Annotated in this window: 23 protein-coding genes and 1 pseudogene; 5 read left to right on the top strand and 19 right to left on the bottom strand. The window is 45.4% G+C overall.

Going from position 1 to position 26,224, the window contains the following annotated elements:
• Position 1: 1 nt before the first annotated feature.
• The 17 genes and pseudogenes from WAE57_RS12775 to cysM all read right to left on the bottom strand — a co-directional run bounded on the left by WAE57_RS12775 (position 2) and on the right by cysM (position 17,832).
• Entirely contained in the window at positions 2-1,300 is a 1,299-nt protein-coding gene (locus WAE57_RS12775; RefSeq protein WP_337710884.1) for an NAD(P)/FAD-dependent oxidoreductase, read from the bottom strand.
• 19 nt (positions 1,301-1,319) lie between these two features.
• Entirely contained in the window at positions 1,320-3,644 is a 2,325-nt protein-coding gene (locus WAE57_RS12770; protein ID WP_337710883.1) for a hypothetical protein, read from the bottom strand.
• Entirely contained in the window at positions 3,619-4,266 is a 648-nt protein-coding gene (locus tag WAE57_RS12765; protein WP_337710882.1) for an outer membrane lipoprotein carrier protein LolA, read from the bottom strand. The genes WAE57_RS12770 and WAE57_RS12765 overlap by 26 nt, the downstream gene beginning before the upstream one ends.
• A 5-nt stretch (positions 4,267-4,271) precedes the next feature.
• Positions 4,272-4,691 (bottom strand): thioesterase family protein, encoded by a 420-nt coding sequence (locus WAE57_RS12760; protein ID WP_237787711.1) that lies wholly within the window; start codon positions 4,689-4,691, stop codon positions 4,272-4,274.
• A gap of 19 nt (positions 4,692-4,710) precedes the next feature.
• Positions 4,711-6,243: an aromatic amino acid ammonia-lyase gene (locus WAE57_RS12755; protein ID WP_337710881.1), complete on the bottom strand. Its 1,533-nt coding sequence runs from the start codon at positions 6,241-6,243 to the stop codon at positions 4,711-4,713.
• Positions 6,243-7,172 (bottom strand): acyltransferase, encoded by a 930-nt coding sequence (locus WAE57_RS12750; protein WP_337710880.1) that lies wholly within the window; start codon positions 7,170-7,172, stop codon positions 6,243-6,245. Before WAE57_RS12750 ends, WAE57_RS12755 begins: the two co-directional genes overlap by 1 nt.
• A gap of 4 nt (positions 7,173-7,176) precedes the next feature.
• Positions 7,177-7,911, bottom strand: a complete 735-nt coding sequence (locus WAE57_RS12745) for a glycosyltransferase family 2 protein (protein ID WP_337710879.1) — start codon at positions 7,909-7,911, stop codon at positions 7,177-7,179.
• A gap of 12 nt (positions 7,912-7,923) precedes the next feature.
• A complete protein-coding gene (locus WAE57_RS12740; RefSeq protein WP_337710878.1) occupies positions 7,924-9,594 on the bottom strand; it encodes an AMP-binding protein in 1,671 nt (556 codons plus the stop codon).
• A gap of 12 nt (positions 9,595-9,606) precedes the next feature.
• Positions 9,607-10,161: a septation protein IspZ gene (locus WAE57_RS12735; protein WP_337710877.1), complete on the bottom strand. Its 555-nt coding sequence runs from the start codon at positions 10,159-10,161 to the stop codon at positions 9,607-9,609.
• Positions 10,158-10,406, bottom strand: a complete 249-nt coding sequence (locus WAE57_RS12730; RefSeq protein WP_237787717.1) for an acyl carrier protein — start codon at positions 10,404-10,406, stop codon at positions 10,158-10,160. The genes WAE57_RS12735 and WAE57_RS12730 overlap by 4 nt, the downstream gene beginning before the upstream one ends.
• Positions 10,407-10,415: 9 nt before the next feature.
• A complete protein-coding gene (locus tag WAE57_RS12725; protein ID WP_086199792.1) occupies positions 10,416-10,676 on the bottom strand; it encodes a phosphopantetheine-binding protein in 261 nt (86 codons plus the stop codon).
• Positions 10,660-11,473: pseudogene (locus WAE57_RS12720) on the bottom strand (lysophospholipid acyltransferase family protein). The gene WAE57_RS12725 and the pseudogene WAE57_RS12720 overlap by 17 nt, the downstream one beginning before the upstream one ends.
• On the bottom strand, positions 11,467-12,105 hold the full coding sequence (locus tag WAE57_RS12715) for a beta-ketoacyl synthase chain length factor (protein WP_337710876.1): 639 nt from the start codon (positions 12,103-12,105) through the stop codon (positions 11,467-11,469). The pseudogene WAE57_RS12720 and the gene WAE57_RS12715 overlap by 7 nt, the downstream one beginning before the upstream one ends.
• 231 nt (positions 12,106-12,336) lie before the next feature.
• Positions 12,337-14,643, bottom strand: a complete 2,307-nt coding sequence (locus WAE57_RS12710; RefSeq protein ID WP_337710875.1) for a bifunctional (p)ppGpp synthetase/guanosine-3',5'-bis(diphosphate) 3'-pyrophosphohydrolase — start codon at positions 14,641-14,643, stop codon at positions 12,337-12,339.
• A 29-nt stretch (positions 14,644-14,672) separates the two neighbouring features.
• Complete coding sequence (gene rlmD / locus WAE57_RS12705) at positions 14,673-16,064, bottom strand: 23S rRNA (uracil(1939)-C(5))-methyltransferase RlmD (RefSeq protein WP_337710874.1); 1,392 nt, start codon at positions 16,062-16,064, stop codon at positions 14,673-14,675.
• Positions 16,065-16,070: 6 nt separating this feature from the next.
• Positions 16,071-16,892: a 3'-5' exonuclease gene (locus tag WAE57_RS12700; RefSeq protein ID WP_337710873.1), complete on the bottom strand. Its 822-nt coding sequence runs from the start codon at positions 16,890-16,892 to the stop codon at positions 16,071-16,073.
• A gap of 19 nt (positions 16,893-16,911) precedes the next feature.
• On the bottom strand, positions 16,912-17,832 hold the full coding sequence (gene cysM, locus WAE57_RS12695; RefSeq protein WP_337710872.1) for a cysteine synthase CysM: 921 nt from the start codon (positions 17,830-17,832) through the stop codon (positions 16,912-16,914).
• Between the two features lie 153 nt (positions 17,833-17,985).
• On the opposite strand from cysM, the gene WAE57_RS12690 reads away from it, so the two are divergent.
• The 5 genes from WAE57_RS12690 to rsfS all read left to right on the top strand — a co-directional run bounded on the left by WAE57_RS12690 (position 17,986) and on the right by rsfS (position 23,924).
• On the top strand, positions 17,986-20,796 hold the full coding sequence (locus WAE57_RS12690; protein WP_337710871.1) for an ATP-binding protein: 2,811 nt from the start codon (positions 17,986-17,988) through the stop codon (positions 20,794-20,796).
• Positions 20,797-20,924: 128 nt separating this feature from the next.
• Complete coding sequence (locus WAE57_RS12685; protein WP_237787723.1) at positions 20,925-21,713, top strand: crotonase/enoyl-CoA hydratase family protein; 789 nt, start codon at positions 20,925-20,927, stop codon at positions 21,711-21,713.
• 36 nt (positions 21,714-21,749) lie between these two features.
• Complete coding sequence (locus WAE57_RS12680; RefSeq protein ID WP_086174371.1) at positions 21,750-22,616, top strand: NAD(P)-dependent oxidoreductase; 867 nt, start codon at positions 21,750-21,752, stop codon at positions 22,614-22,616.
• A gap of 34 nt (positions 22,617-22,650) precedes the next feature.
• Positions 22,651-23,445 carry a TIM barrel protein gene (locus tag WAE57_RS12675; RefSeq protein ID WP_237787724.1) on the top strand — a complete coding sequence of 265 codons (795 nt, stop codon included), beginning with the start codon at positions 22,651-22,653 and terminating at the stop codon, positions 23,443-23,445.
• Positions 23,446-23,522: 77 nt separating this feature from the next.
• A complete protein-coding gene (gene rsfS / locus WAE57_RS12670; protein ID WP_337710870.1) occupies positions 23,523-23,924 on the top strand; it encodes a ribosome silencing factor in 402 nt (133 codons plus the stop codon).
• A gap of 110 nt (positions 23,925-24,034) precedes the next feature.
• Here rsfS and WAE57_RS12665 read toward each other — a convergent pair whose 3' ends face one another.
• Both WAE57_RS12665 and WAE57_RS12660 read right to left on the bottom strand, forming a co-directional pair.
• A complete protein-coding gene (locus tag WAE57_RS12665) occupies positions 24,035-24,643 on the bottom strand; it encodes a hypothetical protein (protein ID WP_237787726.1) in 609 nt (202 codons plus the stop codon).
• A gap of 21 nt (positions 24,644-24,664) precedes the next feature.
• Positions 24,665-25,999: an ammonium transporter gene (locus WAE57_RS12660; RefSeq protein ID WP_237787727.1), complete on the bottom strand. Its 1,335-nt coding sequence runs from the start codon at positions 25,997-25,999 to the stop codon at positions 24,665-24,667.
• Positions 26,000-26,224 lie beyond the last annotated feature (225 nt).

Below are 26,224 nucleotides of genomic sequence, written 5' to 3'. Positions count from 1 at the left end.
TCTAGGCACCGTTCATCTCGATGTGTTGTAATTGCGGATCACGGCAATATTCTGCCAGCGTGCTTAAACGCTTTTTGGCATTTTTATAAATTGGATTGGTTGTATCCCAAGCATATCCTGCCAATAGCGATGACACCATACGGCGGATTTTGTCATCCTGATTTTTCGAAAACACCACATCCTGAAATTCACCGCTATACCACGATTCCACATAGGCGCGGAACACCTGAATGCCTGCACGTAACGGTTTTTCATATTGCTCTGTCCAGTCGACCGGCTGTCCTTGCAGCTGCTGATCGACCAGAGGAATGGCCAGACTTGAAGATTTTAAGGCAATCGTTACACCTGAAGAGAATACCGGATCGAGGAATTCACCGGCATTACCGAGCAAGGCATAGTTGCGTTCTGCCAGATGTTTGACATCGGCAGAATAGCCCACCAGTGTACGTACCGGCGTGTCAAATTTGGCATTGCGCAGTACATGTGACAGGCTTTCTTCATCTGCCAGAATACGCTTGAATAAAGCTTCCAGATCGTAATCGGCACTGCCATCAAAGCCATAGTGCTCAAAGAAATCCTGCTCTGCCACCACCCCGAAAGAGCAACGGCCATCGGCAAATGGAATCAGCCAATACCAGGCCCGTGGATCTTTGGCATGCACCGTAATCAGAATTTTTTCGCGGTCAAAATCGGGATCATCCAGAATGCCATCTTCAATATGAGTAAACACGGCACGGCGTACCGGGAAATCAGACGGGCTTTCCAGGTTCAAAAATTTTGGCAGGATTCGGCCAAAACCACTGGCATCGAGTAAAAATTTACCCTGAATCTGATACACATTTTGCTGTTCATCTTTTACGGTTAACACTGGATGCTCCGGAGCAACATCAACATCGACTACTTCATGACCGAAACGGATGTCTGCACCGTATTTTTCTGCCTGTTGTGCCAGCAAATGGTCAAAATTGGCACGGCGCACTTGCCAGGTGGTGCCTGGGCCATCGCTAAATTTCTCGCGGAAATCATAAAAACTGCGCTGCTTGCCCTTTAAGAAGGCTGCACCATTTTTAAACTGGAAAGCAAACTGTTCGACATGCTCACGCACGGTTTCCAGCAAGCCTGCTTCTTCCAGAAATACCATCGATTGTGGCAGTAATGATTCCCCAATGGAAAAGCGTGGAAAATGTTGTTTTTCGATGATCGTGACCTGATAGCCCTTTTGGCGCAGTAATGCTGCTGCCGAACTCCCCGATGGCCCTGCGCCAATAATTAATACATCTGTATGTTGCATAGTGCTCATTGCACGGTACCTTATTTTCTCAGCTCTTTGGCTGATATTGTTGAAGTACAACATGTTTGGCATCGGATGATGTAAACAATGTTGCATAGATAAATGAAAAAATAACCCCAAGTAACACGGTCAGACCAAAGCAGTGAATGGCATAGGTATGGCTAAAGGATAATAACCCGAAACCGAGCAAGGTCGACATCATACATAGGAATAAGGCCATGCCCACCACTTGAGGATGGTCATGTCCGTGTCTATAGAAAATGGCATAGTCCACACCAATCCCGATAATCAGGAAGGTGCCCATAATGCTGAACAGATTGATTTCCACACCCAGCCAGGCCTGAATCGCAAAGGTGGTCATCAACGCCAGACTCACCGGTAGCACCAAAGGCAAAACTGACTTGATGCCATAAATGATGCCCAGACCAATCATCAAGCAGATTAAAGCAGAAACCAGTAACCACTGCGCCTGAATACGGTGTTGCTGGAACAGCTCAGACAGCTGATTCACCGGACGCAATAATTGGGTCTGCGGACTATTCAGCTGCTGCAAGGCAGTTACATCATGGACATTTTGCAACAGCACCAGACGCTCGGTTGGACTCATTTGTAAAAAGGCTAAAGGATGCTGCTTCATTTCAGTAGAACTGAGTAAAGGCTGCTCGGCCAACTGCTTTTGCCAGGCCAGTACTTCTGCCGGATTCAGTTGCAAGGCTGCTGCATAGTCCTGCAAGGCACTGGCTGGAATGGCCTGCAACAACTCAATATTGTGTTGCTGCTGTGCTTTGGATGGCAGCCATTGGCCTAGAGCCTGGAAATTTTCCAGTTTGTTTTGTTCCTGTAACACTTGCAGTTTTTGTAGCAGTTGCTGTTCGTTTTGTTCCAGTTCCTGAGCCGTGTTGCCATGCACCACAAAGTATTCGCTGCTTTGCTGCTGCATAAAGCGTTCACGCACATACTGGTCTTCCTGTTTCAGCTTTTGATCCATACTTTGCAGGTTACGGATATCATCATTGCTTTGCAGCAACATCAGGCTGCTGCCGGTGACGACCGTAATCACAGCGATCAAGCCATAACGCAACCCCTTTCTGGCCTGAATAAAGGTTCGGGCTTGGCCAATAAAACTTAGGCGGCGAATCGCCGGTTCAGCATTTAACGCCGGCAGTCTTGGCAACAATAAAATGCTGGTGATCCATGCCGCAGCCAGCCCCACCATTGAGAAAACAGCAATCTGCCTAAAGCCTGGAAATGGGGTAAAGCTGAGGAAAATATAAGCCACCAAGGTGGTCATTAGACCCATAAACAGACTGGGCAACAACGGTTTCAGTACGGCAAAACCGTCAATATGCCGATGCTGCGACTGCATGGCCATAAAGTAAAAGGAAAAATCGACACAGACCCCGACCAGACTGGCACCAAACACCAAGGTCATCAGGTGAATTTCCCCAAACACCGCATGGGTGATGGCAAACGCCACCAGACAGCCGGTGCCTACGGCTATCATTTCCGTGAGCATCGGACGAACCGAGCGGAAACCGAACAGTACTAACAGGAAAATCCCTACTGTAGAACCAACCCCAATGGTGGAAATCTCTTTTTCCGCCGAGGTGGTACCGAATTGGGCAAACAGCAATGTGCCGGTCCAATGCGGCTCAACTCGCATCTGTTTCAATTTTAAATTTAACTGCGCAATCCATGCGGCAGTTTTTTCCTGATAATCAATATTGTAAGGGCTATTTTTAAGCTGCAACACCATAAGACGGGAAATGCCCTGCTCATCGCGAATGGTGGCAAAGCCATCTTCCAGCGCAATATCCGGGTTCGCCTGTAAAGCGGATAAGCCGACAGCATAACGTGGAAATAATAAGAGCGGGTCTTGTTGTAACAGCTCTGCTGTGACCGGCATACCCGGACTCATGATCTGCAACAGGCCCTGTTCGCTCAGCGCGGTATAGTCCTGTTGCTCTAGCAGCTTTTGATCTGTGGATGACAGCAGACCGGTACGATGCTGATACAACACTTGGGCAAACTTCTCACTGTCCAGCTGTGCATGTAACGGTTGCCATAAATCCGTTGCCGCCACGCTTTGTTTAAAAGTCGCTGTAGCTTTGGTCAGGGCGGCATCATCCTGGGCATTCAGCACCACAAAGACTTTGTCATTCAGCTGCTGACTGACATATTGCTGCGCCCGTTCCAGCCGCGGGTCATGGTGGGCTTCCGGCAATAAAGCAAAGATATTGGTTTGAATATGAATGTCTTTTCTCAGCCATGCACTACCCAGCGCAATGGCAATCACGCAGAGTACAAGTAGCCACAGTGCGGTAAATTTATTTTGCCAGTTGGAAAAGTGCATTTTCCTCAGCCGTTAAGGTTTGGGGTTGGATGGTTTGCTGGCTAAAGCGAATGCTGGTGCTGTTATTGGCTTTCTCGCGAATCACGATACGGTCAACATAACGCTGCCCTTGCGCATCAACCCGAACAAATAATTTCTTAAACAGACTGCTTTTTGGAGTTAAGGCCACACTCCATTGTGCCGGGCTATAACTGGCCGAAACAATATTGAAGTTTTTGGCCAAAGCCGCTTCATTCCCCGACATCAGCTGTAAGAACATGGTCGCGACCGAACCATATGGTGATTTATCAATTTCAATCTGGCTATAGGTACGCTGGGTTTTTTGTACCAGTTTACGCGGCGTCACAATCAGGTCGGCTTTGACCGGATTTTGGATTTTCCAGATCACCCCTTGTGACTTGGAAAATAACACTGTGCCTTTGGATACAAAAGTTTTATTCATGCTCGCCAGTTTTTTTTGCTGTTCAAAATTAGCACGCACGGTTGGGGTTTCGGAGAGCTGGCTAAAAATTTGTTTGAGCTGCGGATTTTGCGCATGTACAGGCTGCGATAGTACAATAATCAGGGACAATATCGCGGCCAACACCAGCCATACTGCACGTTGTAGATTGAGAGATGTCATCTGCTTTACTCCGGTTTAAACTCAGACCATGCGTGTAAACGCTGCAATAAAATTTGCGGTGACTGGAAACACATTTCACGGCTTTCTATATCTACCGCCACTTGCGTGGTATAACCTTTAGTCAGCCTTTTACCACTTTGGGCATCAAAAATCTGATACTCAATTTTCAGGCGGTTTTCCCATTCTTTTAAGATGGCACGCACGCGAATTTTCTGTTCAAACAGGATGCCATGCGCATAACGCACATGACTTTCAATCACCGGCCAGGCATAGCCAGAAGCGCGCATCTGCTTATAGTTATAATCAAACTGATCCAGCAACTTGCAGCGCGCAATTTCAAAATACTTTAAATAATGCCCATGCCAAACCACGTCCATGGTATCTACATCATGAAATGGCACTTCAATCATCACATCGGCATGCATAGTTTATTTCCTGATATTTTTAGCGAACAAGTACACTATTCAATAATTCTAAACTTTCCAGACGATTCACCAGTTGCTGCAACTCCTGTTGCAACGGACGGTCTTCTACCACGTAATCAAAGGTTTGTAATACCCAAACTTTAAAAGCAGTTAAGACTTCAGCTAACTTGCCATCTAACCCTTTTAAGTTCACCGCTTGCACGCTGGCACAGCACAAGGCTGCAATCACCTGTTCAGTCAGCACAATCACGCGGCTGGCATCACGCGCGGCAATGGTGCCCATACTGACTTTGTCCTGGTTATGACATTCGGTCGAGCGCGAAAAAATGGATGCTGAAAGGGTTTGTTTCAAGGCTTCCGCGGTCCATGCCGATACGCCAATCTGTACCGCTTTAAAGCCATGATTTAGCGGCAAACGCTCATCGGTTGCCCCGGTCAGATTGCGTGGCAAACCATTATTCATTTTATAATCGACTAGTTGCGCAAATTGGCGGTCCATTAAATCGGCAATATTGGCAATCATGATTTTCAGGCTATCCATGGCTTGGGCAATATGACCGCCATAGAAATGACCGCCATGCAACACGCGTAAATTCACCGGATCAATCAGCGGATTGTCATTGCTGGAGTTCAGTTCATTTTCAATAAACTGGCGTAACCAGGGTTTAGAATCTTCAAACACACCAATAATATGCGGCGCACAGCGTAGCGAATAACGGTCTTGCAAGCGTGAACTCTGATGTTCTGTTTGCACTTCACTGTTTAGCCAATTCCGCAATTGCGCAGCAATATTTTGCTGACCCGGATGCGGTTTTTGTGCGAACAGCACTTCATCAAAATGACTCGGATTACCTTCTAGAGCCAATACATTCAGCGCAGTAATGCAGGTGCTGGCCAAACTGATCTGTTCAGCTTTTTTATAGTTCAGGCAGGCAATCGCCGTCATCACCGCTGTACCATTCATCAGTGCCAGCCCCTCTTTAGGACGCATTACCAAAGGCTGCATATCTTTTTCTGCATACACTTGGCTGATCGGAACAATCTGTCCCTGATGGTAAACGTCACGTTCACCGACCAAAGCACCCGCAATATAAGATAATGGCGTTAAATCCCCACTGGCTCCAACCGAACCTTCAGAAGGAATTACCGGAATCACGTTTTCATTCAGCATCCACACCAGACGTTGCAGCAAGGCATGCGAAACACCCGAATAACCGCGTGCCAGTGAACATAACCGGGTTACCACCACCGCACGTGCGGTGATTAAATCTAAATTCTGACCGAGGCCACAGCCATGAAAGCGCGATAAATGCAAAGGCAGTTCATTGACCTGATGCGCGGGAATTTCCACCAGACAGGAATCGCCATAACCGGTAGTAACGCCATAAATCACGCCTTCATCTTGCAGCAACTGATCCAGAAAATCGGCGCCGCGCTGAATCAAATCACGCCATTCAGCACTGGCCGGTAAAGCCACTGATTTTTCCTGACGCGCTACAGCGACGACATCTTCAATTGAAAGTGGATTTTCCCCAACAACTAACACTTGCATTATTGTTTGTTCCAGAAATTATAAAAATTAAACCATTGATAGGGCGCACGAATGCAGTGCTGCTCGAGTAATGTCACATATTCACGGGTCGTCGTTTGCATGGCTTGCAGACGGTTTTTCCGTGGGAAATTCAGTTGCTCGGCAATCGGATGAACATGCACTTCAAAGCTGTCGGCCACGCGATAACAAAACACGGCGAGCACCGGAACTTTAAGCAGACTGGCTAGAATCCACGCGCCTTGTGGCCAGTTGGCCTGTTCGCATAAAAATGAAATCGGCTGTACCCGATCCGATTCCACTGGCACACGGTCTGCTGCAACTATGACCCATTCACCGCGATCCAGTTTTTCTTGCAATACCAAGGCAGTTTCAATACCCAGTTCATCCACCGAAACCAGATTGACATCGGCATGGTCGTTCAATTTTTTCAAAAACTGGTTAAATTTGGTGGCATGTTTTTGATAGACCAAGACATTAATTTTCTGTGGATGTTCCGACTTAATGGCACGCAGCAATTCAATATTGCCGAAATGCGACACCACAATCACCGCACCTTTTTGATAATGCGCGCGGAAATGTTCATGTCCATGCAAAACCAGTTGCTGTTCCGGGATTTTACCCAGCCAGCCTTCAATTTTATCCAGAATGCATTCACCAAACTGCATGAAATGCTGATAGCTATGTGCCAGACTCGGTGGATGCGAAAATGGAGAATTTTTGCCGGCAAAATGATGCAATCGGGTTAAATATTGTAGTGAAGACTGACGCGCGACGGTCGAAAACAGCCAGTACCACAGAATCACAAAATACATCAGTGCCCGGCATAACCATCGGCCACCCAGACGATAGAATGCCAGTACCAGACTCAGTGAGGTCATGCCACCACGTTCTTGAATGTCACTCCATTTGCTTGAATTTAGCTCGGCCACAGAATCAACCTTTTACTTTCTGTGCCAGCAATTTTGGCAAACGAATCAGCATCCCGCCCAGCAATTTGGCATGAGCCTTACTCATGCCCAGATTGTCTCGCCAGACATGGTAATGAGAAATACCGCCTTCAGGGTAAATGACTTTGGTCGGTACATTGATAAAAGGCAGATTGGCCCATTTCAGACGCACCAGAATTTCACTGTCAAAGCCCATACGCGGCTGAAATTTTGCAGAATCCAGCACCTTAATGGTAGCGGCTAAAGGATAAACCCGGAAACCGCACATGCTGTCCTTAATGTCAAAAGACAGGCTGTTGATCCATACCCAGATATGAGTCGCATAACGGCCATAAAGGCGTTTTTTCGGTACAGACTCATCAAAAACTGGCTGGCCGATAACCATGGCTTCTGGATTTTGTTGAGATATTTCCAAGAATTTGGCCACATCCTGCCAGTCATGTTGACCGTCAGAATCAAGCTGTAAGGCATGACTGAAACCTAGTTTATGCGCATGACGCAAACCGGTGATCACCGCCTGTCCTTTACCTTGGTTATGGCCATGTTCAACCAGCTCCACGCTTGAATGCTGTTCAGCAATGTGATGTAAAAGCGTAGTGCATGCAGCATCACTGCCATCATTGACCAGAATGATCGGCTTCTGAAAATGATCCAAATGCTCAACCAGCGCCTCAATATAATAAGGATGGTTATAAACTGGAATCACAAAACATTGCTGCATATACATTTACCTTTAAATCTGATCGCTCGGTGTTTTAAACAACAATCGTCCAGAGGCCAAGGTCTGATCTGCATGGCTGAGTTCAAAACTGACTTTGTGCAATTTTCTGGTCAATTTCAATTGAAGCACCATATAAGGCTTGATCAGATCCTGAAATTTCAACTGCTCAAAACCGTTACACCATTCCAGGTCGGCCCAGGTCTGGCGGGCAAAATGCTGAATAAACCCGATCTGACCTACCCCCGGGAAAATAGGATAGTCCGGAAAATGCCCTTTAAAGCATTCCAGTTCAGGTGAAAACTCCAAACGATATGACGCTGAATCCGCATCATTCTGTTGTTCCAATACAATAGGCAATAACATAGGTTGAAATAAGGATTTCATGTATTGTTTATTCAGCTTAGATTGGGAATTTTGCGGTAATTGTGTCAAAAAACGCCACTGTCTTGGAATGGCAATGCTTTCCAGTTTGGCTTTCAACTGGGCTTTTAAGGCTGCGATATACTGCGCTTTGCTGCCATTTTGCAATTGCTGTCTGGCCTGCTCTGACAATACCGCAACACAGGCTAAAATCTGGCGATGTTCACGTTCCAGAATCAGCACATGACACTGCAGCATGTCATCCAACTCGACAATTTTCTGTTCAATTGCATCCAGACTTAAGCGCTTTTCTTCCAGTTTGACAATACGGTCTAAACGTCCCAACAAACGGAATGGGCTTTTTAAATTATCTGCTTCAACCAGTTCAACTTTATCGCCAGTCAAAATCCAGTCTGCACTAAAAGCATGATTGGTTTTAACTTGTAGTTCCTGCTGTTCAGTAGCCTGTATATCGACATTGGCAAACGGTGTCCACAAGGCATCATCCTGCTGTCGGTGCGCAATCCCGCCGGTTTCCGAACTACCAAACACTTCAGTAATTGGTCGGTTCAGATACGGCCGTACACCGGATTCCAGTTTTCCACCGGATGAATATACAGTTAAGCAATCTTGCAACAGCACATCCTGAGTCCAGCGTTTTAACAATGCCGGACTGGAAATGACATAATTCTCTAGTTGGAAAGCAGCTAGTTTTTTCTGAATATCGGCCACATCTTCCGGGAAAGCCAGCTGTGCCTGATAAAAACAGCGCCCGCTTGCCAGTGGCCATAGCAACTTAAACAGCAAACCATAAATATGCTGATGACTCACTGTCGCGATGGCAATCGCCTGCTCAGGCAACTGAAAACTGGCATCCAGCCCCTGCACTTCATTCAGCAACTGCCGCAAGCTGCGCGGGATTTTCTTCGGCTGCCCGGTAGAACCGGAAGTATAAAAATAAACCTGTGCCTGAGTCAGAAAGGCATCATCCAGATTTAATTCAATATTTGGATTTTGTGGAGCGGGGACGGCTTGGCGCTGCAAAAAATAAATGTTCTGTTCAGCCAGTTCTTTTTCTAAGTCACTGACCCGGTGCGGAGGTAGTAATACCTGTTTTTTGGCCAACAGTGCCGCAAATAACAGCACTAAAAATTGATAACTGTCAGGCTCCCAAAGTGCCCAACTGTCCTGTGAAAGTGCCTTAATTTCATGACTTTGTTGTATCACATCCTGCCAGAAATCCTGAAAATGGACTTGGCTTAAATCGGGCTGAATACACAGCGGTTTCAGTGAATGAAGATGATTTTGAAAATGACACAACATAATATTCTGTTTTTATTCCTGAATTTGGTTTAAGCGCTGCTGTCGCTTACGCAAGATAAATTCGCCTAGCAGTAATAATCCCATCAACACATAGGAAATAAAGCCGTTATACAAGACCCAAGTCTGCATGGAGGCAAAGAGTACGGTTGCCAAAGCAATCAGGGCATTTAGCACAAAAAAACCGCACCAGACAATGGTCACTTTACGGGTCCAGATCACCCCGGCTTCGGGTAAATCCGGTTCTGCCAGACGGGCAAAACGCTCAATCATTGACGGTGGTCGAATTAAAGTGGAGGCAAAAATTATACATGCACCCACACTCATCAACACCGGATACAGTTTCAGCCAGGCATGATCTTTTAAAATCAGGCTCAAGCTGCCGCATAGAATGGCAAAGCCAGTTAAAGGCCACAGCAAGGCATTGCCCTTACTGAACAGACGCAATAGACCCAAAACAATCAGCAGGCTGCTGACCCAGACATATTGTCCATGTGCCAAACTATAGCCCACTAAAAAGGGATAGAGCATCAACCCGATTGCCACTATCCCTTTAAAAATCATTTTCATGCAGCAGACATGTTCTGAATCACAGTCACCACATCCTGCACTGTGCGTACACTTTTAAAGTCTTCAGGATTGACCTGTTTACCAGTCAGTTCTTTAATTTTGACTACAAGATCAATCGCATCAATACTGTCAACATCCAGATCCGTGGCTAAATTTGCATCCAGCTGAACATCTTCAGGGGCAATTTCGAACAGATCTTCCATCCATTCTCTAAGTTTTTCCAGTACTTGTTCCTGAGTTAACATCCCAACCTCTTATGCCTGTTGCTGTGCTTCAACCAAAGCCACCAGGCTTTGAATTGATTTAAAATGCTGTTTGGTTTCTGCCGATTCAGCATTCAAATGAATGTTGTAACGTTTTTTCAAGGCCAAACCGAGTTCCAATGCATCAATAGAATCTAGACCCAAGCCATCACCAAATAAAGGTGCTTCAGTTTCAATATCTTCTATGCTGATGTCCTCAAGGGCCAGTACATCAATAATCATTTGCTTTAATTCATCAGCAAGATTGCTCATTTTTTAGATAACTCTTGGTTAAAAAATTGGTGTAATTGATGATTGAGCTGACGCACATTTTTTGGATTTACGGTGGTATTCTCCAAAAGATCATCGACTTGAATGGCATCTAGTACTTTCACGTGAATATGAAATGGACGTGAAGGAACGTGATACCACTTTTCATTCTTGGTTAAGGTTGAAGGCGTACAAGTAATCAGTACCGGACGAATCGGCACGTTGGCACGAATCGCAATATTCGCAGCCCCGCGCTGAAACTCATTCAGTAATCCCCCTTTTGCCGTACGTGTACCTTCCGGAAAAATCAGTAACGAAGCTGACTGATCCTGCTGTAATTTTTCCACACAGTCATGAATAAACTGTTCAGAACCGGCATTTAAAATATAGCCGGCATTTTGCACCGGACCTTTGGTAAACGGATTCGACCACAGTGCCTGTTTCACGACACAGTTGGCCTGCTCCATCAAACCAATCAGTACCACTACATCTACTAGGGTAGGATGGTTGGCAATCACCAGCTCTTGCTTACTGTGCTGCAATTTTTCCAATCCTTCAATGTCATAGGTCATAATTCCAAGTTTTACCATCATTTCGGTAAAGCCCTTGAAACTGTGCTGAATGACTTGCTGGGTACGCTGCTGTCTTAAACCTGGGTTCTGGGTAGATAAATTCACCAAAGGAGCCACCAGCGCACCAATGGCCACACCGCCAATGCCAAAACTGGCAAAACTAAAACCGGTTGCGCCAACACGCCACAGATAGTTGGCTTTTTGTTTAATCTGATTGCGTTTTAACATTTTTGCCATGCCTGAGTTTGAGGATGTTTTAAATCCTGTTCAGATTGCTGCCAAAAATCATAAAAATTCTGAGCATCGATATATTTATGACGATGATTGCTTAACGCATGCATGTCTAGTTGCAGATTTGGCATCTCTAAACTAATGATTGCCGACATGGCAAAACCGCTGAATGGCTGAGCTTCCTGATAAATTTCCGGTAAAGCTTCATCGTAATACACCACCAATACACGTGCATTGGGCTGACCACTAGTCTTTAACCAGGCATAGGCTTCAACCAGTGCTTCACTCCACGATGCAGCCAAACTGGTCGATGGGGTTGCATCCTGACATAAAATTGAATACAGCCCGGCAATGGCATTATGTACGGAAGTTGAAAACTGGGTCGGTGACGGCGTTTGATCTTGCAGTACATCTGCCAGAATTTTTAGCGTCTTATGTTCATCACCATACTGCGATGCCCAGACAATATAATCTACCGCTTCGGAATTCAGCGATTGAATGGCACTGCTTAATGCCAATTTGGCAATCCCCGACAGTCGTCTGCGCTGCATGGCCGGAATTTGTTCGAGGGCTGGAACTGTTCCATCGGCACGACTCATGCACAGTTGTGACACATTGATTTGAAGCATTGCCGTAATTTCCACACCCTTTAATCGTTTGGCTCAAGGCCATTTTATTGGCGGGATTATAGCATTTGTAATAAAAATTACACAAAAAGTATCTTGTAGAAGATTAATTATCTAAATTTATAGTTTTGATTTAATTGCGTATTTTATTGATAATTGAGTTGAAAACTGCTTATACATAAAAAAACCAGCAACACGATGCTGGTTTTTTCAATTCTGAATTTAAGGATTTAATTAATTGCCCTGAACCAATCGGCGAGCACTAATGATACCCGGCTGCTGCTCCAGACGTGCCAACAGACGTGAAAGCTGTGCCAGACCTTTGACCTCAATCAACAGTTTCATGTTGGCAATACCGTCTGCTTCAGAAATGGTATTTACCTGACGGATATTGATCTGATCCGAGAAAATCACTTGAGTCAAATCTTTGAGCAGACCGCGGCGGTCATAAGCTTCCACCACAATCTGTACACTTTGACCACGGGTCGGCTGCATTTCCCAGTCGGCTTCGACAGCACGTTCAGGTTCCTGAGAAATCATGCGTACATAATCCGGACAGGCCACCTTATGGATACTGACACCACGGTTCAGGGTGATATAACCGCCAATCGATTCACCATGCACCGGCTGACAGCACTGTGCAATATGCAGTTCCACATTGTCCAAACCGTCAATTAAAATACCATGTGCCGACAAGGTATGACTGGCACGTGGATTCAAGGTCGGTTTAAGCACCAACTCCGGTTCATCCTGACCAATGTGCATATGACGATTGATCTGATTGATCATGGCATGCAGGCTAATATCGCCATTTACCAGTCCAATCAGGATATCTTCACCCAATTTGACGTTAAAGTGATTGCAATAATCATTCAAATCAATACTTTTAGGATGAATCGCCAGACGTGAAAGTTCTTTGTTGAGAATTTCACGACCCACTTCCAGGTTCTTACTGCGGTCTTGCTGTCTGAACCAATGACGCAGTTTGTCGCGAGCACGTGCGGTCTTAATGTAGCCGAGCGAATTTACCAGCCAGTCGCGATTCGGCTCGCGATCTTTCTTGGTTAAAATTTCGACCTGTTCACCAGTTTTTAGAGTATAGGTCAACGGTACATAGCGCTGATTCACACGTGCCGCATAGCACTTGTTGCCCACTTCAGTATGGACGTGATAAGCAAAGTCTAAAACGGTCGAGCCACGCGGTAATTCTTTAATATCCCCATCACGGCTAAACACATAAATTTTTTCAAAGCCTTCGAAATCTTGAATCTGTTCAAAATTTTCAGTTTCATCATCTGATTTATGCGCACTGGCATCGTTACGTTCCTGATAATGTTCAAGTACGGCACGCAATGAATGCAAACGATGATTGAAGGAATGATCGGTATTTTTCGCGCCTTCTTTATAGTTAAAGTGCGAACATACTCCAAGTTCTGCCTCTTCATGCATATCCTTGGTACGAATTTGCACTTCAAGGGACTTGTTTTCGGCAATGACCGCAGTATGTAATGAACGGTAGCCATTGGCTTTGGGATTAGTAATGTAATCATCAAACTGATGCGGAATATGACGCCAGATTTGATGCACAATCCCTAAAGAGTGATAGCACTCGGGGACGGTTTTGACCAATACCCGAACCGCACGAATATCATAAAGCTGGTCAAAGCTCAGGTTCTTGCTTTTCATTTTTCGATAAATCGAATAAATGTGTTTCACCCGCCCGCTAATCTCGGCTTCAATATTGTACTGAGCCAGCTCATTCTTCAGTTTATCAATCACAAACTGGATATATTGTTCACGCTCAAGCCGTTTTTCATTCAGTAAAGAGGCAATTTCTTTATAGCGTTCTGGTGCCAGATAACGGAAAGCTAAATCTTCAAGCTCCCATTTCAGTTGGGCAATCCCCAGACGGTGCGCCAAAGGCGAGTAAATGGTCAGAATTTCACGCGCCACACGTTCCTGACGTTCTCGAGAAGCTTTGGTCAGCTCACGCAAGGCATAGGTACGTTCTGCCAGCTTGATCAGTACTACGCGAACATCTTCAGTCACTGAAATCAGCATCTTGTAAATGCCGCTTAAATGTTCACGCTGGTTGTTGTTAAAATGATCTTCCAGACGCTTGTTCTTTTCAATCAGCTCGGAAAGCTTACCCATCGCCAGTGTCCCTTGCACCAGACTATAGACTTGCTCGCCAAAATGTTGCTGTACTTCTTCCAGCGTCATCACGCCTTCACGAACGCTACGATACAGCATTGCAGCAGACAAGGTCGCTTCATCGACATGCAGATGCGCCAAAATATCCGCCATTTCAATGCCGGTATAAAAGGTATTTGAGCGATGATCGACTGTCGTTTGTAGCTCTTTATATAAAGTCAGATGGGCAACTTCTTCGAGTTGTTTTAGCGCCGTATCATCTAATATGCCACGAACCCGATTTAACCATTCAGCCAAATCATGTCGAGCTTGTTCGGCATGTTCTACAGTCGCTTCCTCCGACAACTCATTGAGACGTCCAGGAAGTTGCTCACGTACTGTGACCATACCCTACTCCTACTTTTTTACACTTCATATTATAAATCGTTTATTTCTTTATATTTTTCGAATAAGGCAATAGATTCCACATGTCCCGTATGGGTAAACATGTCCATTACCCCAGCCTTTTTTAATCGATAACCATGTTTCGCCAGTACACCCGCATCTCGCGCCAATGTTGCAGGATTACATGATACATAAACGATTCTTTTTGCACCAAACTTGGGCACATAATACATTATTTCTTCCGCACCTGAACGTGGAGGGTCAATCAATAATGCATCAAATCCTTGATTTGCCCAAGAATGCTGCGAAAAATCTTTTGTTAAATCTTGTGAATGGAACTGAACGTGAGTCATGCCGTTTTGTTTAGCATTTTCTGCCCCACGTTGTACCATTTCTTCACTTCCTTCAACAGCGACTACTTGTCCGGCTTCACCGACACAACGAGCCAGGGGTAAAGAAAAATTTCCTAAACCACAAAACAGGTCGAGAACGCGTTCACCTTGCTGCAACTGAAGCAAATCACATGCCAGCTTCACCATCTGCGGGTTAATGGTCGAATTGACCTGAGTAAAATCCAGCGGATTAAAGCCAAATTTCACATCAAACTCATCCAAAGCATAATGCAAACGCATCGCCGCGGTCGGATCATCCACCCGATGCAAACTGTCGCTACCTGCAGGCTGCAAATACAACTGCCACTGTCTGTTTAACGTAAACTGTTTTAATTGGTTGACATCATCGGATGACAATTTTTCAGTATGACGAACCAGCAGTGCAATATCCTGATCACCCATGGCCAATTCTACATGACCAATCGCTGCTTTGCCCTTTAGACTTTGGAGTAATTGTTTTAACTCGGTGATGGAACCAAATTCACGGTCTAGTACCATACAACGGTCAATCGGAGTCAGTTTATTGCTCTGACGCTCACGAAAACCCACCACCAGTTGATCTTTAGCCGGAATATAGCGCACACCAATACGCGCTTTACGGCGGTAATCCTCTCGCTTGGAACGTAATGGTGCCAACCATTGTTCGGGTTGAATGCCGGCAAAATGTTCCAGATGAGATTTCAAGACATCCTGTTTGAGTCGAATTTGCTCATCTTGCTGGATGTGCTGCATATTACAGCCCCCACAGACACCGAAATGCGGACATGGCGGTTGAACACGCAAATGCGAAGGCTGACTCAGAATTTCAACACAATCTGCTTCTTCTAAACGTTTCACCACATTGGTAATTTGGGCTCTCACCGTCTCACCAGGCAAGGCATAAGCAATAAAAACTTTTTTACCGTGCTTGTCACTCGGATGATCGGGATGTGATCCATAGTGTGCTATCCCCCGTCCTTCATGTGAAAGAGACTCAACCTGAAACGTATAAATCGGATATTGAGCTGGACGTGGCTTGGTTCTATGTTTCATGAATACCTAAAGTGTGGGAGAGAAAAAATCTGCAGTGGTAAATTCGGTATGTTGTGAGGTTTCACGCCATACCTGGAGAAAATCCGCATGTTGCGGTTGTTGCTGTAAATACTGGATGGTGGCTTGAATCCAGTAACGATGGTCTTCAGTCAGTAACTGACCTTTCAGCAATAACCAGCGTAAATAGATCAGCCAGGTATTCAGCACATCGCCTTCACAGTAGCTGGTCAGTTTTGACCACTGTTGCGCTCGGACATATTCCGGAACATGGTAAGCACCATCACCGCGCTTGCCCGGAAAGCCCAACAGGTGTGCAATATCATCCAACTTCTGGAAATGACGACCATTAAACATGGCCATGACATCCATTAAATCGACATGACGCTGATGGTAACGGTTCTGGTAATTATTATAGCGCTTTTGCTGATCAATTTCGCCCTGATCAAACAAACTTGGTGCCGAAAGACCATGATACATGGCGCGGAACAGAATCACCGGCAAATCAAATTGCGAGCCATTCCAGCTGACCAATGTCGGATGACGCTTGTCAAAAATGGACAGGAATTTTTTTAAAATCTCCGCTTCGCCGTATTGCTCGCGGCTAAATGAAAACAGCTTCATTGCGCCATTTTCATCAATCCATAGCCCGGAAATACAGACAATTTCATGCAGCGGCAAACGCTGAAAATCCATGCCCGATTCCTGACGGCGCAATTTCATTAACGCCTGCTCAAGATCTGCTTCGGGTAAATCCAGATGATATAAATGCGCGCCTGACTTTAAATCGGTCAGCGTTTCGATATCGAAAATTAAGACAGGTAAGCGCATTTCATCTCACAATTTTGAATTATTCAGGATCGACTACAGAGAATAAACCGGTAGACAGATAGCGGTCACCACGGTCACAGATGATACAGACAATCACGGCACCCGGATTTTCTTCCGCCAGTTTAATGGAGGCCCAAACAGCACCGCCTGATGAAGTTCCGGCACTGATGCCTTCTTTGCGCGCCAATTGACGTGCAGTTTTTTCCGCTTCAATTTGCGGAATATCCATAATGCGGTCAACGCGTTTTGGATCAAAAATGGTTGGAAGATATTCTTGTGGCCAACGACGGATACCGGCAATATTTGAACCTTCAGAAGGTTGTAACCCGACAATTTGAATATCAGGATTTTGTTCTTTCAGATATTTGGAAATTCCCATAATCGTACCTGTGGTTCCCATGGAACTGACGAAATGGGTAATTTTACCGCCGGTTTGTTGCCAGATTTCCGGACCAGTCGTCCGGTAATGGGCATCCACATTGTCCGGGTTGCCAAACTGGTTCAAGACCAGTCCGTTCCCTTCTTTTTGCATTTGCAGCGCCATATCACGCGCCTGTTCCATATTCTCAGACTCGATCAGCTCGGCGCCATAAGCACGCATCGCATCTTTGCGTTCCTGACTTGAACCTGCAGGCATAATGAGTTTCATTTTATAGCCACGCATGGCAGCCACCATGGCCAAAGCAATTCCCGTATTTCCACTGGTCGCTTCAATCAATGTATCGCCTGGCTTGATTTGACCGCGTTTTTCAGCTTGCATAATCATATTGTACGCTGGGCGGTCTTTTACCGAACCTGCAGGATTGTTTCCTTCAAGTTTAGCCAATACTGTTGCTTGAGTATGACTTGCCAAACGTTGTAAACGCACCAGAGGAGTTTTTCCTACATAGTGGTCCAGTAAAAATTCGTCAGCTTGGAAATCAGGGGTAGTATTACTCATTATTTGCACCTATATCGAGGTGCGCCTATTGTATGAAAAAATGCTTCCTCCTGCACCCATTTAGCAGGCTTTTTATTGAAAGTGATTAAAGCGCAGCCAGTTTTAAATAAAGCGTGCTAATATGCAAAGCATAGGGAATCAACTGCTTTAACCATGTCAAATATCAATAAAAAGTTATTTAAGCGTCTACACTTAAATCATGCTTATGGACAACTCATCGCCATGATTTTTGTCCCCATTATGGTTTTGGCATGTGTGGGGGCATTGCTGGTTTTATCCGAAACATCCAATGCATCACGTGCGCAGCAACGTCAAATGGCGATTGCCATTGTGGCTCGCTATCAGCTTACCGCCGAAGCTGCATTCGATCTGCTCAACAACTATCCCTGGCAATATGATCAGGCCCGTAATACCCTGCAGGTGATGCTGGATGAAAAACATCTCATTCGTGCCGCAATTATCGATCCCCAAGGCAGAAACCGTTTAAGTATTGGTTTTCAAGATCAGGAAGCTTGGCCCAAGATTGACGCTAAAGCCGATTTTGTCGGCCCTATCCTGCATAATCACAATCATATCTATGCCTTAAAAATTAATGAACATACCGATAACCCGGCCAGACTGGTGATTGAGCTGGATAACCAGCCCCTGGAAATTGCCCACTACCGGGTCATGATTGTACTGATTGCCACCGGCCTGCTGACTTTATTGCTGCTGTTACTGTGCCTGAATTTCTATTCACGGCGCTGGATTGCGCCGATGTACGAAATCCGGATGCAGTTACAACGCCTGAATGCCGACACCCTTGATCAACACATGGTGATTAACAGTACCGGTGAATTGCGCTTATTGCAGCGCGATATTGCCAATGTGGTCAAGCGCTTGCACTTTAGCTTTCTGGAACTCAAAGAACATACCGAACAGACTGAAGATGATTTGCGCCGCACCCTGGATACCCTGGAAGTTCAAAACATTACCTATCGTCAGGCACGTGACCAGGCGATTTCAGCCAACCAGTCCAAATCGGTGTTTCTGGCCAATATCAGCCACGAATTGCGTACTCCCTTGAACAGTATTGATGGCTTTATTCATTTATTGCTGCGTCAAGGTAACCTGAGCAATGAGCAGAACCTGTATTTGCAAACCATTCGTAAATCATCTGCCCATCTGCTGGCACTGATTAACGATGTACTGGATTTCTCCAAAATTGATGCCGGCAAGCTGGAACTGGAAACTGCACCGTTTGACATGGAAGAAGCCATTTTTGACGTGATGGATATGCTCTCGCCATTGGCGGCACAAAAGCATATCGATATGGCGTTTTATTATGCTGACAATGTGCCAACTCAAGTCATTGGCGATGTCCTGCGCTTCAAGCAGATTCTGACCAACCTGATTTCCAATGCGATTAAATTTACTCCGGATGGCGAAATTATTGTCCGTGCCCGTATGGAACATGATGATATCGGGCAATGTCTATTGCACTTTAGCGTGCAGGACAGTGGTATTGGCCTGAGTGGTACAGACCGTAAAAAACTGTTTGAATCTTTCTCGCAAGGCGATGCTTCAGTGACCCGTCAATTTGGCGGTACAGGACTCGGCCTGGCTATTTCCAAACAGCTGGTGCATTTGATGCAAGGGCAAATTGGCTTTGAAGATAACCAGGAACGCGCACCCACTGAAAAAGGTTCCACTTTCTGGTTCACCGCCATGTTTGTCGTGGAGGAAGATATTGAAATTGTGCATCCACACTTTAATCAAATGCAGGTGGTTTCCTATTTAGCCCACCCTGCAACAGCCAATATTTTACGGCATTATCTTGAAAATTATGATGTTCATCATGTCGAAACCACCTCGATTCTGGACTTGTTCAGTCAGCTGAATAAATTCTCGAAAAGCGATGAAAATACCTGGCTGATTGTCGATCATAGTGGCGATAGTGAAGCTTTGCTGAAAGAAATACGCAACCGCTATCATGGCAATATTGCGGTATATGGCTATCAGATGGCGCTTGATCAAAACATGCTGAACGAGTACCGTGCACGCCCACTGTATCAACCACTCAGCCGTAGTGCCTTGATCCAGCTCCTCAGCAATCAGCCTATTTTCGAGCAAGATGTACATGAAGAGTTTAATGGACAAGGTCTGCATGTACTGGCCGTGGATGACCATTTACCGAATCTGATTGTTCTGGAAGCGCTGCTCGCAGAGCTGAATGTCACCACCACCAAAGCCCTGAGTGGTCAGGAAGCCATTGATATTATCCAGCAGCGTATAGCACAAGGTTTGCCTGCATTTGATGTGGTGTTTATGGATATTCAAATGCCGGTCATGTCCGGTATTGATACCACTCGCGCCATTCGCTCGCTAGAATCGACCTTGGAAGACCATAAACGCTTGCCGATTATTGCCCTGACTGCCCATGCACTGGCGGATGAAAAGCAGAAACTGTTGCAGGTGGGCATGGATGATTACGTCACCAAACCGATTCAGATGGAACAGATTACTCAGATTCTGACCCACTGGACTTCGGAAAGCTTTAAAAAGGCTAAAAGTGTAGAGCAATCCATTCTGATTGAAGCGCTGGATCCCACTATTCTGGATTGGCAACAAAGCCTGCAACTGGCAGCCAATAAAGAAGATTTAGCCATCGATTTACTGAAAATGCTGACGGACAGTTTCCCGACTGAACTGGATGAAATGCAGCAGTTAATCGAGATGGAAGATTTTCCGCAACTGGAACATGTGCTGCACCGTTTATATGGTGCAACCCGTTATGTAGGTGTGCCGCACTTGCAAGAAGTAACCGGTGGATTTGAGCAATTTGTTTCTTCCTTACGTAAAGAACGACGCAAAGCAGATGAAGCCTTTATTCAGGAAACCCTGCAACGCTTTGATCAATTACAGTCCGTGATTCAGCAGGTTGAACAGGCTTCACAGCAAATTTTAAGCAAACAGAATATCTGATCGGGACTGATACTAATTTTGCCGGCAGCGTCCATCCTTAGATGTGACTCTGCTGTCATGTATCTTGGCATGTATCATAGAAATGTCCATGTTATGCTCAAAACCATATAAAAATACAGGTCTATCTCATGGCGTTACTTCGCATAGAAAAAAACAATGGCATCGCAACCGTTTCTTTAAACCGTCCAGAAAAACGCAATGCCATGAGCTTTGCTTTGTTACGTGAACTGGTGAATGCCGCTAAGCAGATCAAAAAAGACCGCTCGATTCGTTGTGTCATTTTAACTGGCGAAGCGCATGTGTTTAGTGCCGGAATTGATCTAGCCGATTTAAATGCGCCGAAAAATACCGCTTACGCGGCTTGGGAACTGATCAAACCGGGACAAAGCCTGTTCCAGAAAGCCTTTTTAATCTGGCAGGAACTGCCTGTACCGGTCATTGCAGCAATCGAAGGTTATTGTCTGGGTGCCGGCATGCAGTTGGCTCTGGCAGCCGATATTCGTATTGCCCATCCGGACACCAAAATGTCGATTATGGAAAGCCGCTGGGGATTGGTGCCGGACATGGGGCTGACCCGTTCCATTAAAGGCATTATCAGTGTTGATCTGGCCAAAGAGCTGACCTTGACCGGTCGTATTTTTGATGCCAACTATGCCAAAGAAATTGGTTTGGTGACTCATCTCGATGCCTCTCCTGTAACTAAAGCACAAGCCATAGCAGAAGAAATGCTGCAACGGTCTCCGGATGCACTTGCTGCAGCCAAACGGGTACTGGATGCCATGGAACATGAACCGAAGAAATCGTTACGTCTGGAGAAAATCTGGCAGCTGAAATTACTGTTAGGTAAAAATAGTAAGTTGGCTCGTAAAAAAGACAAGAACCCTGAAGTTCAGTTTTTACCGCGTCAATATAAGTAAAATAGGGCCATAACAGGATCGTTCAGAGAAAAACACATGAGTTTTGATCGTAATACAAAAATTGCATTCTTAGGCATGGGTCTCATGGGAAGCCGAATGGCAACTCGGCTGATTCAAGCCGGTTTTGAAGTGGCTGTATGGAACAGAACGGCATCCGCCTGTGACGTGCTGATTGATATGGGCGCCACAGCCCTGGACTTGCAGAATATTGGACAATATCCGGTGATTCTGACCTGTCTGGCCGATGATGCTGCCGTACAAGCGGTTTATGACCAGATTCAGAGCAATTTACAGGCCGGACAAGTGATTGTGGATTTCTCCAGCCTGTCTGTGGATAAAACCAAAGTTTTGGCAGAGCAGGCTCAAACTCGTCAAGTCCAGTGGATTGACTCCCCTGTTTCCGGTGGCACGGCAGGTGCCGAACAGGGCACACTAGTGATCTTTGCCGGTGGGGACAGGCAAACCATCCAAGATTTATCACTGATTTATAATGTACTTTCGCAACGTGTGACCCGTATGGGTGAAACGGGCACCGGACAAGCCACCAAAATTTGCAACCAGCTAATTGTGGCAGCCAACAGTACTCTTATTGCTGAAGCGGTGGCTTTAGCTGGACAAGCCGGGGTGGATACAACCCTGCTGGCTCCAGCGCTTGCCGGTGGTTTTGCCGACTCCAAACCGTTTCAGATTTTAACCCCGCGTATGGCCACGCATACTTTTGAACCGGTGCAATGGAAAGTTCAAACCCTGTCCAAAGACTTAAATAATGCCGTACAGCTGGCTGAACAGTTCAATTTAAATATTCCTGTAGCAAAACAGGCACTTTCACAATTGAAAACTCATCAAAATAAAGGCTATGCTGAAGCTGATCTGGCGACGGTCATTCAACTTGTTGAATCTTGAGCAGAACATTTTTTAGCGAGCAAGGAGTAAAAGCATGATTAAGCTAGCGGTAAATTTATCGATGATTTTTACTGAAGTGCCTTTGCTTGAGCGCTTTGCTCTGGCGCAGGCTCATGGTTTTCAGCATGTAGAAATTCAGTTTCCCTATGAACTCAGCATTGAACAGATTCAGACTCAACTGACCCTGCATGATCTTAGCCTGTGCCTGATTAATGTGCCTGCAGGTGACCTGATGCAAGGTGGCAATGGTCTGGCTGGCGTACCGGGTCAAGAAATCGAGTTTCATCATGCCCTGGAACAGGCAATTCAATACGCCACAGCACTGAATGTACCCAGTGTGAATATTCTGGCCGGCAAGCAACCGCTAGATGCAGACTTGTTGCCTTGCTTAAATACCCTAGCAAAAAATTTAAAACTGGCCTGTTCCATGCTTGCTGCACATAACATCCAACCGGTGTTTGAAATGATTAACAGCACCGATATGCCACGCTTTTTGGTGCAGAATATTGCCCAAGCCCAGGAGATGCTGGAAGCGGTACAACACCCTGCGCTGAAAATGCAATATGACTGCTATCACATGGCGATGATGGGTGAAGATGTACTGCAAGGCTTAAAGGAAAATATTCAGGATATTGGACATATCCAATTTGCAGACTGTCCGGGACGACATCAGCCCGATACGGCACAAATTCAATATGCAGAAATTTTTCAGTGGTTAAATCAAAGCACTTATAACGGTTTTACTGCGGCAGAATACCGTCCACAGGCGCATTCAAACCATTCTTTTGCATGGAAAGATAAATATTTTGCAAAACATCCGCAAAGTTAAATTATGAACTGATTTGAAATTCGGCACCAAAACCGCTATATTACACGATGAGATATTGTCCGGAAATTAAACCCTTTATGAATTTAGAACCATCGCCCAGCGCTTCTAATTCTCTCGAACACGCAATGAATGCTCATGCTAAAGATGTACAAGCTTGCTTAAAAGTTGTACATGAAGCCCTATCAGATGTAAAAGCAAAAGATATTTTAGAACTTGATGTCAGCGCAATCAGCAATGTGGCAGATGCCATGGTTATTGCTAGCGGTACATCAACCCGTCACATTAAAGCCCTCGCAGATAACGTTGCTGAAGAAGCACGTAAAGCGGGTTTCCGCCCTATCGGCGTTGAAGGCGAACGTGATGCTGAATGGATCTTAATCGATCTTGGTTTTGTGGTGGTTCATGTCATGCTTCCAACAGCGCGTAAATTTTACGACCTTGAAAGCTTATGGCGCGTGACTCCAGAATCAGTAGCTTAAAAATTTAAACTAAAAAAGCGACCTTCAGGTCGCTTTTTTAGTGCTGCTATTTTTGGGATGCCCAGCCTAGGCTTAAGACTGAACATCCATTCGATCAAGATTGCTGCCAACTATAATAAATGATGTAAATCCACGGACGGATATTTGCTCTTGATGTCCATTTTCACCCGTGCATAAACCTGATCAGCCTTGCTTGGACCATAGAATTCACAATAGCATTCATATGATGCGGTTATCACCTGAGCATAACTGGTGAGCGGTAAACATTCTGCAAAAGCAGCATCATTCAGATTCGCGGATTGCTGAATGGCAATGCCCAGGGCTTGAACATGATTTTTGACTTCCACATTAAAATCATTCAGATCAGCTCTAGCTACTGTCTGTAGCACTCCATTAATCAAATCAAAAAAAGCATCGGCAAAATCGGCTGAAATCGGCACCTCCGTTTGCACTTTTGGCTGGGTATCCAGCAACACCTGTTTCTCAACCGCCGACATTTCACATAACACCTGCTTCAGCATTTCTTTGCGCTGAACACGCAATTCATCGGTATTGCAAATGTCATTCATAAAACGGTTGAGGACAAATGAAGGTTTGTCTCCGTACTCCTGTTCCCAATAATTCAATACCCGTTCCAATACAGTCCCTTGCAGATAATGACTTAAACCGCGTTCAATCGCCTGTTTCTTTTGCATCACAGTGAGTAATTCATTTGGCATAGCGAAACTCCCCTTGTTAGTTTAGTGGCGTTTGGTAATATCATCTGTTTCAAAAGTCACATCACGCTGAAATTCGGGATAAGACAGTTCCGCATGTTCGGTATAATCCAGGCCACGTTGTTCATGTTGCTTACTCACACGCAACCCACCCAGCAATTTGTCCAGAATTTTAAAAACGATCAATGCAACCCCAAAGCCCCATGCAAATGCAGCGCCTATGCCCAAAAGCTGAATCGAGACAATTTGTGAATTAAACATATCTGTTTCAAAGAACAAACCTGCTGCCAGCGTTCCCCATGCCCCGCAAAAACCATGTACCGTCACGGCATCAACCACATCGTCCAGTTTGAGTTTTTCCATCAGACTTGGCAGCACACTCACCAACAAACCTGCAACAAGGCCGGTAATTACGGCAAATAGTGGTGACATGGTGGCACAACCTGCGGTAATACCGACCAGACCACCCAATGAGGCATTAATGGTGGTCTGCATTAAAATTGCTTTACCACGAATCAGGGCATACAGCATATAAGCCACCGCTCCCGCACAGGCAGCCAAATGGGTATTGAGGGCAATTCGGCCAATACTGACATTGGCATTCACGGTGGATGCAGCATTAAAACCAAACCATGCCAGCCAGAGGATAAAACCGCCCAAGGCCACCAAAGGTAGATTATGTGCGGCCAAATGGTGACTTTGTCCATTACGTCCAAAGCGCCCCAAACGTGGCCCCAATACAATAATTCCAGCCAGAGCGACCCAGCCACCAATAGAATGCACCACGGTTGAACCGGCGAAGTCAATGAAACCTAAAGCTTTTAGCCAGCCTGAGCCATCAAAAATACTGCCCCATACCCAGCTGCCAAAGATTGGATAAATCAGGCCGCTGACTACGGTGGCACTGACAATATAAGCAACAAAGTGAATGCGCTCAGCCATGGCTCCGCTGGCAATGGTGGTTGCTGTTGCTGCAAACATCATTTGAAAGAACAATAGATTCCAATGCCAACCATCCATGACATTGGGTGCAAAATGACTGGTTCCGATCCAGCCTGAAGCATTGACCCCAAACATCAAACCAAAACCCACCAACCAGAAGACCAATCCCCCCAGACAAGCATCCATATAATTTTTCATCAGTACATTCACTGTATTTTTGCTGCGTACCGAACCACTTTCGATCAGTGCAAAACCGGCCTGCATAAAGAACACCAATATACCGCCCATCACTACCCATACGCTGTCGAGTGATAAGCGTATTTCCTGAATATTGGCTGTGTTTGTCGCGGTTTCACTTGCAAATGCCGGTAGTGAACATACACATAACAGCAATACTAGATACTTTATTATTTTCATGAACAGTCCCCCTAAAACTGAATCACAAAAATGCAAAAGAAATGCCAGATTATCGAGATTTATCTTTTTATTTAAAAAGGCCGGCAAATGCCGGTCTAACACAACTTATTTTCTAAAAATATCCCTCATCAGCAATACCCATTTAGAAATAAACAGTTAATTGCCATTTTATAAAGCATTTTTGCAATATCGCTTGATCAGGCAGCACCAAAAAAAACAAGAGAC

The sequence above is a fragment of the Acinetobacter sp. NS-4 genome (assembly GCF_037402435.1).
GTDB lineage: Bacteria > Pseudomonadota > Gammaproteobacteria > Pseudomonadales > Moraxellaceae > Acinetobacter.
The sequence above is the reverse complement of the archived record's forward strand: the minus strand, read 5'-3'. Positions and strand labels throughout refer to the sequence as shown.